Genomic DNA, 14,007 nt, shown 5'->3' on the forward strand with positions numbered 1-14,007 from the left:
CACGACGCTCCCCCAGAGCTTCTCCCCCGCTGACGCAGGGGGGACCCCCACCGCCTTGCGATGCTTCCCCACGGCCTGGCGGCCTGGGGAGACCCCAACCTCGGCCCCCGGGGGCCGGGGGAGGCCTCATGCATCCGACACCACGGGCTGATACTCAAAGATCGCCCGGAGAGGACCTAACGCGTTGCCATACCGCCGTTGACCATCGCACCCAGGACCGAGCGCCGGTCCTCTCCCGGCTGTGCCCGCAGCGGGCGGGCAAGGCGGCGGTGGTCGTAGTGCCAGCGGTGGTCGAGGTCCTGGTGGACCTCACCGGTCTCGGTGATGACGCTCGTACTGCCCAGCAGTACGGTCAGATCGGTGGCCAGCTCAAGCCAGGAGACATGGCCGCTGACGGCATTGGCGACGCCGTGCACGGGCGCGTCCAGGCAGGCTGTCACCGCCCTGGCCAGGGCCGCCGCATGCACCCAGGCCGCCCCGTACCAGTCGTGTCCGCCGGTGCCGGGCTTCGGCAGTGCGATCGGGCGTCCTTCCGCGGCCGCCTGGTAGAGCAGGCCGGTCGCTCCCCAGCGCAACTGGTCGCGCAGCCGGTCGTGCGGGCCCCAGACGATCGGCGAGCGTACGGCGCTGGCCCCGCCACGGCCTTCGGTGCCCGCCGCGCGCAGCAGCAGTGCCTCGCAGTCGAGCTTGCCGCGCCCATAGGGGCTGAGTGGCTCTCCGGGTGCTGACTCCTCCGCGACCCGGTCACCGTCCGGGTGCCCGTAGGCGTCGACGCTGCTGACGAAGACGAAGGGACCGCGCCGCCAACCGTCGACCATCGCTTCCATGGCGGCGAGGTCGACTTCGGGGCGGGTGAAGGTGCAGGCCGCGTGGATGACCGCGTCGGCCGCGGCGACCGCGTCGCGCAGCGCCGACGGGTCGGCGAGATCGCCCTCGATGACGTCCACGCCGTCCCCGGCGACGAGGTGTGCGGACTCCGGGCGGGCCAGGGCCAGCACCGGCCTTCCCTGAGCCGCCAGTTCACGGAGGATGTACGCGCCGACCCCGCCGGTGCCCCCGGTGACCAGGACCGTGCCGGGGCGACTCGGCCGCGGCTGCCCGGATACCGCCCCGGCCCTGGCCGCGGTCCGTTCGGCTTCACGGGCGTCCAGCAGTGCGGTGAGCGCCCTGGGTGTACGGGACTGGAGGATGTCCAGCCCGGTCAGCGGCAGCTTCAGCGCCGTCCGCAGCCGTTCGGCGAGCTTCACGGCCACGAGGGAGTGCCCGCCGAGGGCGAAGAAGTCGTCGTCCGGCTCCGGCGTCCGCCCCAAGAGCGCGCTGAAGCCCTCGATGACGGCTTCGGCACGCGGGCCCTGCGGAGCGGGTACGGACGTGACGGCGGGCATCCCGGGCAGCCGGTCCTGGTCGACCGCTCCTTCCGGTGTCCGGGGCAGGGCGTCCAGCAGCGTCACCACTGCCGGGACCGACTCGGGCGGGAGCGCCGTGCGCAGCCGAGCGCGCAGTTCGTGAGGGGTCGGGCCCACGCTGTCGCGCAGCACGGCGTATGCCAGCAGCGCGCCGCCGGTCGGTCCGGCCACATGGGCGTCGGCGACCCGGGGGTGGGCGCGCAGCAGCGCCTCGGCCGGGTGGGCGTCCCGTGCCGCCGCGTCCCCGCCGTCGCGGTCGGCTGCGGCGGCATCCGTGCTGGATGCGGTCGCGGGAGAGGGCGAGGGCGCACGATCCGGTGTGGCGCCCGGCAGTCGCGACAGCCGCAGCGACGGCTGCGTGGTCACGGCCGCCAGCAGGGTCGCGTACCGCTCGCAGAGGTTCGCCGCGGCCGCCTCGTCCAGCACGCCCCTGGCGTACTGCACGAGGGCGGTGGGCTTCCCTGAGGTGAGCAGACCGAAGGAGAGGTCGAACTTGGCCTCACCGGTCTCCACGTCCACGTACTCCCCCACGGTGTCCGGCAGCCGGAGGACGGCCGGATCCCCGATGACATCGGAGGTCACCCGGACCAGTGCGGTGCCGTCGGCGTCACGCGCCGCGGCGCCGAGCCGCTCCAGGACGAGGTCGAAGGGGACGTCACGGTACTGCTGGGCCTCCAGCAGCGCTTCCCGTACCCGGCCGAGGAGTTCGGTGAACGCCGGGTCGCCGGAGGTGTCCACCCGTACCGGAAGGGTGTTGACGCACAGACCCACCAGATCGCGCATGGCGGCGCCTCGGCGGTGGGTGCCCGCGATCCCGATGACCAGGTCGTCGTCTCCGGTGAGGCCGCGGAGGGCGGCGAACGCGGCTGTGAGCGCCACCGTGAACAGCGTGGCGCGGTGTTCACCGCCGAGCGCGCGCAGAGCCTCGGGCAGCCGGTCGGCGAGCGGGACGGTGTGCGTGCCGGAGTGCCGAGGGCCTGCCCCGGGGGGCGAGGTCCGGCTGCGCGGTAGGCGCGGGGCCGTGGCACCGCTCAGCCGCGCGGTCCAGTGGGCGAGGCCTTGTTCGATCCGGGCTGCGGCGGCGTGTTCCCCGCGTGCGAAGTCGGTGTACCGCGGCGGCCGCGGCGGCACAGCCGGTTCGCCGCCGTGGACGGCCGCCGTGTAGAGCTCGGCGAGCTCACGCGCCACCGTGTCCAGTGAGCCGCCGTCGATGGCGATGTGGTGGAAGGTCAGCAGCACGGTGTGGTCCTGCTCGCCGTGCCGTAGCACCAGGGCACGCAGCACCGGTCCGGTGGACAGGTCGAAGCCGCGGCGTGCCTCATCGGCGAGCAGCGCCGGGGCGTCCGCCTCGGCGCACTCCCTGACCGGTACGGCGATCGCCGGGGGCGCCTCCAGCACCTCCTGGTACGGCTCGGCGTCGCGCTGCCCGTAGCGGGTGCGCAGGACTTCATGGCGGCGTACGAGCGAGGTGAGCGCGGTGGCGAGTGCGTCCGTGTCGAGCGGGCCGCGCAGCCGGGTGGCAAACGGCACGCTGTAGGAGGCTCCGGCGTGGCCGAGCCGGTCCATCAGCCACATGCGGCGCTGGGCGTGCGAAAGCGGGGCCGGGCCGTGCTGGGCCGTCGCCACCGCTTCCCCGGCGGTCCAGGCCGTTCCGGTGGTGGCGGTGCCGCGGGCCGAGGCACCGGCGCGCGCCCGGCGCAGCAGTTCCTCCTGGCGGGCGAGCTGTCCCGCGGCCTCAGGCGTGTCAGTGCTCATCGGTGTGCTCCGCCGTGTCGTCAGGGTGCAGATCGCCGTGCAGGGCGAGCAGCGCGCGCTCGACCAGGGCGGCCTGCCCGGCCACGGTCGGGGCGCCGAAGAAGTCGGCGAGTGCCAGCTCCACACCCAGTTCCTCGCGGAGGTCGTCGGTGACGACGAGGGCGAGCAGCGAGTGGCCGCCGAGTGCGATGAAGTCGGCGTCGGGCCGGGTGACATCGGTACCGATGGCCCGGCTCCAGATCTCGGCCACGGCCTGCTCCAGCGGGCTCATCGGTGCGGCCGGAGCGTCGGTCCCGGCCGTGCCCACGAGTGCGGTGAGCCCACGCCGGTCGACCTTCCCACTGGAGGTGAGCGGCAGCCGGTCGACGAGGGTCACGCCGTCGGGTACGAGATGCGCGGGCAGTACCGCGGCGAGCCGGTCCCGCAGTGCTTCCGCCCGGGGCACCGGTCCCGGCGCGGCCACGACGAAGGCGACCAGCCGCGCGTCGCCGTCCCCGGGCCGGTGGACGGTGACCGCCGCGTCGTCGACGTCGGGCTGCTCACGCAGGGCGTGTTCGACCTCGCCCGGTTCGATACGGAAACCGCGCACCTTGACCTGGTCGTCGGTGCGGCCGTGGAAGTCGAGTACGCCGTCGGGCCGGGCGGAGACGAGGTCGCCGGTGCGGTAGAGCCGTCCGTACGCGGGGTGCTCGACGAACCGCTGCGCGGTGAGCTCCGGTTGTCCCACGTAGCCGTGGGCGAGTCGGCTGCCGCCGATCCACAGCTCGCCGCGCTGTCCTTCGGCGACCGGGTGCCTGTCCACGTCGAGGACATGGACGGTGGCGCCCGCGATGGGCCGGCCGATGGGTATCTGCCCTTCGCAGTCGGCCGCGGTGACGCGGTGCGCGGTGGCGAAGGTGGTCGTCTCGGTCGGTCCGTAGCCGTTGACCAGCTCCAGCCAGGGGAAGGCGCACAGCACTTCGCGGGCGTGCTGCGCGGCGAGGGCCTCGCCGCCGACGACGACACCGCGCAGCAGCGAGAACACCCGTGAACGGCGCGCGGCGAGCTGGTGGAACAGCGCGGTGGTGAGGAACGCGACGGTGACGCCGTGCCGCTCCACGTGCTGGGCCAGGTCCTCGAACGAGGGCCGCTCCACGGTGCACACGACCACGGCGGCACCGGCCGCGATCGCGCCCCACACCTCGAACGTGGACGCGTCGAAGGTCATGGGCGAGTGGAACAGAACCCGGTCGCGGGGGGTGATGGTGACGTAGGAGGTCCGGGTCACCAGTTCCACGACGGCATGGTGCGGGACGGTCACACCCTTGGGGCGGCCGGTGGAGCCCGAGGTGAACATGATGAACGCCGTGGGATCCGGATCGGCGTCGGCCGCGGTCATGGCACCGACGGTGAGCTGCGGCTCGCCGGGCAGCGGCAGGGTGGGCCCGGTGGGTGCGGCGGACTCCAGGAGCTTGTGGTCGCCGATGGTCAGGGTCACCTGGGCGTCGGCGGCCATGGCCTCGGTACGCGGGCGGGGGTGCGCCGGGTCGAGCGGTACGCACACGGCACCGGCCCACCACAGGGCGAGCTGCGCCACGACGGTCCGGGCGGACCGGGGCATCAGCAGCGCCACCCGGTCACCGCGACGCACACCGTGGTCCCGGAGGTGGGCGGCGAGGACGCGGGCCTGGATGTCGAGCTGGGCGTACGTGAGGGTGGTGTCGCCGTCGGCGACGGCCAGCGCGTCCGGGGTGGCCCGGGCGTGCCGGGCCACGAGGGCGGGCAGTCCCCCGTGGATCACTGCCGGGGCCGGGGCGGCGGCGCCGGCTGTGGCCGCGGCCGTCGCGGTGTCGGTTCGGGAGGTGGGCACGGGGCCGTCCTTCGGGGTGATGTGGGTGTACGGGTCGATGACGGTCATTCAGGCTCCCGGCTGCCGTGCACCGGTACGGCGCTGGTCGATCAGGGCGGCCACGGCGCGCAGGTCGGGCTGGCGCAGCAGCTGCGGCGCCCGCAGGCGTACGCTGGACTCCCGCTCGATGGCCGTCAGCAGCCGGGCGGCTTGGACCGAGGTGCCTCCCAGGTCGGTGAAGTTGTCGGAGAGCGTGATCGACGGACGGCTCAGCAGGTCGCGTACCGCACGCAGCACCAGCAGCTCCTCAGGGGTGGCGTCGGCGTCCGCGTCGGTGAGCGGCGCTGCCTCGGCGGTCACGGCTGCGGCCGTGATGGCGGGGGTGCCCGCGGCTTCGGTCTCCGCCCGCTGGGCCAGGGCGGCGCGGTCCACCTTGCCGTTGGCGTCCAGGGGGTAGCCCGTCACGATCCGGACGTCGGAGGGCACCGCCTGCTCGGGGAGCCAGGCCCGCACCGCCGCCAGCAGCGCGCTGGTGCCGGGAGTCGCACCCTCGGCGGGCCGCACATACGCGACGAGCCGGGTCTGGCCGTCCGGGGTGCGGGGGGCGATCACCACGGCGCTTCGCACCGAGGGGTCCTGCTCGAACGCGGCTTCCACCTCGGCCGGTTCGATCCGGACACCGCTGATCTTCACCTGGTCGTCCAGACGGCCGAGGAACTCCAGGCTGCCGTCTGCCGCCATCCGCACCCGGTCACCGGTGCGGTAGAGCCGGTCGGCTCCGGGCAGTTCAGGAGTGGGGTGCGGGGCGGTGAAGCGGTGGGCGGTCAGCTCGGGGTCCAGATAGCCGAGTGCCAGGCAACTGCCGCCGATCCGGAGTTCACCGGCGGTGCCGCGCGGGACGGCGTGGCCTTCGCCGTCGGTGACGACCACGGTCGCGCCCGGCACGGGGGTGCCGATCGGGGGCGGGGTCTGCTCGCCCGGGCAGGCGTCCCCGGCCGTCATCGCGTGGGTGGTGGTGACGACGGTGGCTTCGGCCGGTCCGTAGGCGTTGTGGACGGTGGCGGTGACATCGCCCGCGGGGCGGCGGCGCATCCTGTCGCCGCCCACGACCAGATGGCGCAGTACGAGGTCCTGGGGCCAGGGGCGGTCCAGCAGGGGCTCGATCATCGGGGTGGCTCCGACGCTGACCGTCACCTGGGCGTCCCGCCACCAGTCGGTCAGTACGGCAGAGTCCCAGCGGACGTCGTCCGGGGCGGGGACGAGGGCGGCGCCGGAGGTCAGCCCGGCCCACAGCTCCATCAGGTGGGGGTCGAAGGCGACCCCGATGAGCAGGGACTGCCGGTCACCGGGCCCCAGCCCCATCTCCCGGCGGTACCAGTCGAGCAGGGTGCCGAGCGCGGCTTCGGCGACGGCGACGGCCTTGGGCCGACCGGTGGACCCGGAGGTCAGGACGGCGTAGAACGCTTCTCCGGGCGCCCGCCGGGCCCCGGCCCCCGGAGTGGCGAAGGCGGCGATGACCGTGGCGCCGGAGTCACCGGTGTTGGCGCCTTCGGCGGGTAGCGGCAGGGCGGCGTGATCGGCGGTGTCGGCCGACTGGTGGCGCGGCGGCAGCACCTTCGGGTCGCCGATGAGGCAGACGACGTTCAGGTCCTCGGTGACGGCTTCGGTACGGCGCGGACCCGGGCGGGGTCCGAGCGGCAGGTAGACGGCGCCGATCCGGGCGAGGGCGACCGCGGTGACGACGAGAGCGGCCGAGCGGTCGAGGCAGACGCCGACCAGATCTCCCGGGCGTACCCGGTCACCGAGTGAGGCGATGACCTCGGTGGCGGCGACGTCCACATCACGGTAGGTCCAGGTGTGGGCGCCGTCGATCACTGCTGGAGCCTGCGGGGCGCGGCGGACCCACTCCTCGAAGAGCGCCAGCACTCCCGTGGTGGCGGGGGCGGCCCCGTGTGCGACGCTCAGCGCCGCGCCGCCGTTGGCGGTGGCGGTGGCGGAGCGGGTGGCGCGGTCGGAGGCGGCCTGGTCCGTCAGGGTGTTCGAGGGGAGGTCGAAGGTCTCGGTCATCACGACTCCGTCGAGGTGGTGGCGGTGGCCGCGAGTGCGGCGGCCTGGTCGGCGAGCACCGGGTTCTGGAAGAGCAGCCGCAGCGGCGGGCGCTGTCCGAGCCGCGGTTCCAGCCACGCGGCGAGCTGCGCCGCGAGCAGCGAATGGCCACCGGCCCTGAAGAAGTGCGAGGTCCGGTCGAAGCGGCTGTGGCCGAGCACTGCACGCCAGCCCTCGGTGAGCAGGGCGGTCATCGGATCGGCGGGCAGGCCCGGGACGTCCCCGGCCGGGTCGGTGGACACGGCGGTCGCCACCTGCTCCGCGGACTCCGCGGGCTGGAGCGCGACGGCCATACGGGCCAGCGCCACCCGGTCCGGCTTGCCACCGGCCAGTGTCGGCATGGTTTCGAGCCGCGCCCAGCGGGCCGGTACGAGTGCGGCGGGCAGACGCCGGCTCAGCTCGGTGTGCAGGGCCTGCTCGTCCCACTCCCCATGCTCGTCCGCGTCCGGGGCGCTCTCCAGGAAGCCGACGAGCCGGGGGCCGCCCGGGGTCTCCCGGTCGAGTACGACCGCACAGGAGTGGCCGCCGAGCGCGGCCGAAGCCGCCGCCTCCACCTCCTCCAGTTCGATGCGGTGGCCGCGCAGCTTGATCTGGTTGTCGCGGCGGCCCAGGAAGTGCAGCAGTCCGTCGAGCCCGCGGTAGCCGAGGTCGCCGGTGAGGTAGACCCGTTCGCCTCCCAGTGCGTCGACGGTCACGAAACGGGCTTCCGTGGCTTCGGGGTTGCCGACGTATCCGACGGCGAGGCCCGGTCCCGCGATGGCCAGTTCGCCGACCGCTCCCGGTGGCAGTGGGCGGCGGTGGGCGTCCAGGACGTACACGCGCTCGCCGGGCAGCTCGATACCGAGGGGGACTTCGGCGCCCTCGGCGAGCTGGTCGCGGCGGATCTCGTGGACGGTCGAGCTGATAGCGGCCTCGGTGACGCCGTACACGTTGAGCACGGTCGCTTCGGTGTCGTTCAGGAAGTCCCGCAGCACATCGGCCGGCAGCCGTTCCCCGCCGAGCATCAGCAGCCGCGGCTCCCACGCGCCGTCGCGCAGCGCGGGCCGCATGTCCTCGCGGGTGGCGAGGAAGTAGCTGGTCGGCAGATTGGCGACGGTGGCCCGGGCGGCGCCCAGCAGTTCGGTGAGCTCCGCTCCGGTGGGCACCTCGTGCCCCGGGACGACGAGGCAGGCTCCGGCGTGGAGCGATGGCAGCACCTCTTCGAGGGCCACGTCGAAGGACGGCTGGGCGAACAGCAGCACCCGGTCCCCCGGGGCCAGGCCGAAACGTCCGGCGGCGGCGGTCATATGGTGCTCGAGAGCCGCGCGTCCGACGGCGACCGGCTTGGGGATGCCCGTGGAGCCCGAGGTGTGGATGATGTACGAGGCTCCCGGCATCGCGTCGGCGCGGTGCGCGCGGGGCAGTTCGGGGGCGTCGGGCGTGGCCGCGGGCAGTCCCTCGGGCACGGTGACCGGAGTCCCGGACGAGGTCAGGACCAAGGCCGGGGCGAGCCGCTTCAGCAGCAGTTCGATACGGTCCGCCGGGTCGGACGGCGAGAGCGGGCAGTACACCGCTCCGGTCCGCAGACAGGCCAGCAGGGTGGTGACCGAGTCGAGGCCCCGGGGCAGAACGGCGGCCACCGGCTGACCGGGGGTCACTCCCGCGTCGCGCAGCCGGCTCGCGAGGCTCTCCACCCGGGCGTTCAGATCCCCGTAGGTGATGCGGCGGGCGCCGATCAGCAGTGCGGGCAGGGTCGGGTCATGGGCGGCGATCGGGTCGAGCGGACCGGCTGATCCGGCTGTCCCCCTCGGTGGTTCCGCGGTGGTTCCGGCCTCCTCCGGATGCGCGGGCGCGAGGTCGGCCAAGACGGCGGCCGGGTCGTCGAGATAGGCCCGTAGCAGGTCCAGGAACCGTCCGGCCAGCAGTCGGGCCACGTCCTCGCCGAACAGGTCGGCGTCGTAGTCCCAGACGAGTGTCATTCCGGGGGCGCCCTGACGGGGTGTGACTCCGCGCCGGTCGTCCGGCAGCAGCACCACGTCCAGGTCGAACCGGGTGGTGCCGGTGTTGAAGCCCTCGAAGAGGGTGATGTCCAGGCCCGGGACTTCGATCTCGGGCAGCGGGGCGTCGTGGGCGCTGAACATGACGCTGAAGAGCGGGTTGTCGGCGCCCGATGTGTGCATTCCGAGGGCGCGGGTGAGCTCCTGGACCGGCACTTCCTGGTGCGGGAGGGCCCGGAAGAGGGTGTCGGTCACCTCGTCCATGGTGTCCTCGGCGGATGCCGCGGGGTCGAGCCTGAGCGGCAGCGGGATGGTGTTGACGAACATCCCGACGGCGTCCTCGAAGCCCTGCGGGCGGTTGCCGACGGCAGTGCCGATGACCATCCGGGAACGCCCGCTGTGCCTGCGCAGAAGCTCGGCGAACAGTCCGAGGAGGGTGGCGAACGGGGTGAGTCCGCGCGAGCGTGCGTGCTGCCGCAGCCGCCCGGCCAGGTCGGCGCCGATGGACTGGCGCAGCTGTCCGCCGTGGTGCCTGCGCCGGGCGCCGGGGCGGGTCAGTCCGGGCAGTGGCATGTCGTGGGCGGCATCGCGCAGTTCTCCGGTCCAGAAGTCGAGGCTCTCGGTGGGGAAGGGGGCGCGGGCCCTGGCCTGTACGTGGTCGGCGTAGGAGGACGCGGGCGGCAGGGTGACCGGCTCGCCCAGCACATGGCCGCGGTAGGTGCGGAACACGTCGTCCAGCAGGATCGCGAGCGAGTGGCCGTCGTGGATGAGGTGGTGTTCGACGTGGATGAGGCGGTGGTGGTCCGGTGCGAGCCGGACCAGGGTCCAGCGCAGCAGCGGCGCTTCGAAGGTGTCGAGCGGTGTTTCGGCTTCCGTGCGCAGCAGACGTTCGAACGCCGCTTCGGGGTCCTTCTCGGCGCTCATGTCGACGGTGTGCAGACGCGGCACACAGCTCTCGGCCACCCGCTGTCCGGGCATCGCGCCCTCGACGGGGACGAGTTCGAGGCGCAGTCCCGGGTGCCTGTCGAGGGTGGCGGCGAGTCCTCGGCGCAGGGCTTCGGCGTCGAGGGTGCCGTACAGGTCGAGTGCGCCGGTGAAGTTGTACGCGCGGCTGCCGGTGTGCACCTGTTCGTGCAGCCAGACGATCTCCTGCGAGGAGGAGAGGGGGAGCATGGGCGATCCCTGAGGTTGTCGGGTCGGTTCTGTTCGGCCGGGCACGGTTGTGCCCGGCGTGGTCCAGCGGGCGGTCCGCGGGTCGCGCGGCATGGCCCGGCTGTCGGGTGGCGTCGGGTGGTGGTCTTTGCCCGCTTGGTCGGCGGTCGGTCGGCCGACAGGCAGTCGGTCGCAGTCGGTCACGATCGGTCGGCGACATCCGGCCGACGGTCAGTCGGCGGTCGGCCGGACGGCGGAATCCTGCCGCCGGAGGTCAGGCGGCAAGGGCGGTCGGCGGCACTCACCCGGCGGTACCCGCGGAGGTCGCCGCGACCGTGTCGGCCAGTGCCGCGAAGGCGTCTTCGGCACGGTCGTCGTCCAGGACCGCGCGGTCCCACACCATGCGCAGGTGCAGCGCGGGGCCGTTGGTGACGGAGACGGCGAACGGGCCGCGTACGGGTCTGCCGTCCACATGTGTCTCGCGACCGGTGACACCGGCGAGGCTGAGCAGCGGGCGCCGCTGGGTGTCGTCCACGGTCAGCAGTCCGTCGAGCCGGCCCGTCCAGCCGGAGCCCGCCGCCCTGGCGGCGTGCACCACGGCGTCGAAGGGTGCGTCGGCCCGGTCCAGGTCGTCCCACCAGTCGAACGCGGTCGAGTCACCCCCGGGACCCTCGCCGGTCGTGGCCGGGAAGACCACGGTGTTGAGGAAGCAGCCGATGACCGGTGCCGCGCCGGGTGGGCGCCCGCCCCAGGGGTAGCCGATCGGCACCTCGTGCCCAGGTCCGTACAGCGCGGCGGCGGCGGCCCGGCAGGCGTCGAGCAGGCCGGGGAACGACATCCCGGCCGCCGGGGCCGGGACACAGCGTTCGGCCGTGCCGCTCGGCAGCGCGTCGGCTGCCGGGTGCCCCGGACGCGCAGGCGGGGCTTGTTCGCGTACTCCCCGCAGCCGTTCGCCCCAGTGGGCCATCGCCTCGGGTGAGGAGGCGCGGTCCTCGGCTTCGAGCTGGAGCAGTACGGCGTCCCGGTACGCCGCCAGTTCGGCGGCGATGTCGCCGGGGCTCGGCTCATCGGAGTGCGGCGCCTCGGCGTACGCGGCCTCGAGTTCCCCGACGACGCGCGCCAGCGACTGGCCGTCGCAGGCGGCGTGGTCGAGGACGATGGCGAGGACCTCCTCGCCGCCGGGTGCCTCGTCCCGTGCCAGGAACATCCGCATCGGCGGACCCTGCGGGGCCCAGTCGGCGAGTGCCCGGCGCAGCGCCGAAGCCGTGTCCTCGCCCAGGGCAGGGGTCACGGTGGCGACGGGGACCGCGGGCGGTTCCGGAAGGAGGACCGGCGCGCCGCGCAGCACGGCGGGCCGGGCGCGCAGGACGGGGTGGAGCGCGGCCACACGGCGGGCCGCAGAGGCGAGGCGTACGGTGTCGACGGTGCCGCGCGGGAAGGCGAAGAACATCGGCACCAGGTCGGGTCGGCCCGTGGCGTCCATGGAACGCACCAGTACGAAGCGGCGCTGGGCTCCGGTGACGGGGAGCGGTAAGTCGGTCCCCTCGTCGGCTGTGGCTCGCCGGTAACGGGCCAGATACTGGCTCGTGATGCTGGGCACGTGATCCTTCCGGGTTGAGTTCAGGACGCCGGTCTTCTGGGCAGCTCTGGGACGGGAGTTCAGCCCACCGGAGCCGGGCCGCGTGCCGCGGCGTCAGCGCCGTCCGCCGCGTCGTCGGCGGGCGCGGCCGTGGGCAGGTCCCGCATCCGGCGCAGCGGGGACAGCAGCAGTGGGAGCGGGGCGACGAGGAAGCCGGCGGCGCAGCAGGCGAGTGCCGTACGCGGGCCGAAGGCGTCGGCGAGGGTGCCGCCGAGCAGCCCGCCGAGCGGAAGGGTCCCCCACATGAGAAACCGCAGGGTGGCGTTCATCCGGCCGAGCAGCCGCGGCGGGCAGAGCGTCTGGCGGAAGCTGACCTGGGCGACGTTGTAGACGACGGCGCCGAAGAAGGTGACACCGGAACCGGCGGCGAACAGGGCTGCCCCGGCCGCTCCCGTCCCGGACAGCGGCCAAAGGAGTGCGAACGGCGCGGTCACGAGGAGGGAGAGCAGGATGGTCCGGGCCTGGCCGACTCGCGCGGCGATCGCACCGGCGCAGAGCGCTCCGGCGAGTCCGCCGACGGCCGCCGCGGACAGCACCAGGCCGATCGCCCCCGGTTCCAGGCCGAGCACTCGGACCAGGTACACCGTCTGAGTGGCCATCAGCACCGCGGCGAAGAGGTTGCCGAGGCCGGTGGTAAGGGCGATGACGCGCAACAGGGGCTGGCGGAGGACGAAGTGCACACCCTCGGCCATGTCCCGGCGCAAGGACGCGTTCGGGGCGGGCCGCGGCCGGTCCTCGTGTTGCTTGACGCCCAGCAGGAACAGGGCGGACAGCGCGTAGCCGATGGCGTCCGCGACGATCGCGAGGTGGGCTCCGACCAACTGCACAAGCCCGCCCCCGAGTCCGGGGCCTGTCACCTGTGCCGATGAACGGATGGTCTCCAGAGCACCGTTGCCGGCGACAAGCTGCTCCTTGGGCAGCAGGTGGGGCAGATAGCTCTGGTGGGCGACGTCGAAGAAGACCGTCGCCACACCGGTGATCAGGGCCACCGCGTAGAGCTGGGTCATCGTCAGCGCTCCGGCGACCGCGGCGAGCGGGATGCTCGCCATGGCCGCGGCGCGCACGATGTCGGCGCGGATCATCAGGGGTCGTTTGCGCATGCGGTCGGTCCAGGCTCCCGCGGGCAGCCCGATGAGCAGGAACGCGGCGGTCTCGGCGGCTGTGAGCAGACCCACCTCGAAGGCGGACGCCTGGAGTTCGAGCACAGCCACCAGGGGCAGCGCCACCAGGGTGACCTGGGCGCCGAGTTGTCCGGTGGCGGCACCGGCGAGCAGAAGACGGAAATCGGGCATGCGCAACGGGCCGCCGGTGGCGGCTCGGGGTGTTACGGGCATGTGAACGACCCTCAGGGAACCGCGGATCCACCGTCAAAAGCCACTGCTCAGTTTCGGTCGAATCTCTTGCCGTTTTGACATCTTCTCAGCAAATTTTTCGCCAGGCAGTGGCTACATCCGGATGAATGACGCCTACATGACCCATGCACGGACAAGGATGACCCCTTCGATCACACAAAGACACAGCCCAATCACGCATCCGACACGACCGATCGAAGGATGACTGAAAACAGCCATTTCATGGTCATCGGTTGTCGGAGTCGCGCATTCCGGCCGCTATAGGTGCGCCAACGGGTGAGCCATCGGTCACCGCCGTCCTCCGAAGGACGTCTCCGGACCGATTCGCGGTGTCATCGCGCGGGAGAGCCCGGCTCTCACTAGCGTGGGACCGGTCACGGTCCGCCGGTCCCACGGATCGGGGGACTTCACAGCGCAGACAGCGAAGAGAGTCAGTCATGGCCGCAGCACCCGAAGGCAAACCGATCTGGGCCGACGCGATGTTCTCCGACGTGGAAGGAGCGAAGACCTTCTACGGCGAAGTCCTGGGCTGGACGTTCGGTGAATCATCGTCGGAGTACGGCAACTACACGGAGGCGTACGCGAACGGCAAGGCGGTCGCCGCCGTCGTACCGCCCATGCCGGGGCAGGAGGGGCAATCGCAGTGGTGCCTGTATCTGGCGTCGCCGGATGCCGCCGCGACCGCGGAGAAGATCCAGCAGAACGGCGGCACCGTCCTCATGGAGCCGATGCAGGTCGGTGACTTCGGCACGATGTGTCTCGCCCGGGACCCCGGAGGGGTGACCTTCGGAGC

At 73.1% G+C, this 14,007-nt stretch carries 7 protein-coding genes; 1 reads left to right on the top strand and 6 read right to left on the bottom strand.

Annotated elements, in window-relative coordinates:
- Positions 1–176: 176 nt before the first annotated feature.
- From ACFWI9_RS28665 to ACFWI9_RS28690, 6 genes are all read right to left on the bottom strand, one after another.
- Positions 177–3,161, bottom strand: a complete 2,985-nt coding sequence (locus tag ACFWI9_RS28665; protein ID WP_387166403.1) for a condensation domain-containing protein — start codon at positions 3,159–3,161, stop codon at positions 177–179.
- Positions 3,151–5,058: an amino acid adenylation domain-containing protein gene (locus ACFWI9_RS28670; protein ID WP_387166404.1), complete on the bottom strand. Its 1,908-nt coding sequence runs from the start codon at positions 5,056–5,058 to the stop codon at positions 3,151–3,153. The genes ACFWI9_RS28665 and ACFWI9_RS28670 overlap by 11 nt, the downstream gene beginning before the upstream one ends.
- Complete coding sequence (locus ACFWI9_RS28675) at positions 5,059–7,056, bottom strand: non-ribosomal peptide synthetase (protein ID WP_387166406.1); 1,998 nt, start codon at positions 7,054–7,056, stop codon at positions 5,059–5,061.
- On the bottom strand, positions 7,056–10,244 hold the full coding sequence (locus ACFWI9_RS28680; RefSeq protein ID WP_387166408.1) for an amino acid adenylation domain-containing protein: 3,189 nt from the start codon (positions 10,242–10,244) through the stop codon (positions 7,056–7,058). Before ACFWI9_RS28680 ends, ACFWI9_RS28675 begins: the two co-directional genes overlap by 1 nt.
- Positions 10,245–10,524: 280 nt before the next feature.
- A complete protein-coding gene (locus tag ACFWI9_RS28685) occupies positions 10,525–11,823 on the bottom strand; it encodes a non-ribosomal peptide synthetase (protein ID WP_387166410.1) in 1,299 nt (432 codons plus the stop codon).
- Between the two features lie 59 nt (positions 11,824–11,882).
- Positions 11,883–13,196 carry an MFS transporter gene (locus ACFWI9_RS28690; RefSeq protein WP_387166412.1) on the bottom strand — a complete coding sequence of 438 codons (1,314 nt, stop codon included), beginning with the start codon at positions 13,194–13,196 and terminating at the stop codon, positions 11,883–11,885.
- 455 nt (positions 13,197–13,651) lie between these two features.
- On the opposite strand from ACFWI9_RS28690, the gene ACFWI9_RS28695 reads away from it, so the two are divergent.
- Positions 13,652–14,007, top strand: a 356-nt coding sequence (locus tag ACFWI9_RS28695; protein ID WP_387166414.1) for a VOC family protein, incomplete at its 3' end; no start/stop codon positions are given.

The organism is Streptomyces sp. NPDC127084, assembly GCF_042724175.1.
Taxonomy (GTDB): domain Bacteria; phylum Actinomycetota; class Actinomycetes; order Streptomycetales; family Streptomycetaceae; genus Streptomyces.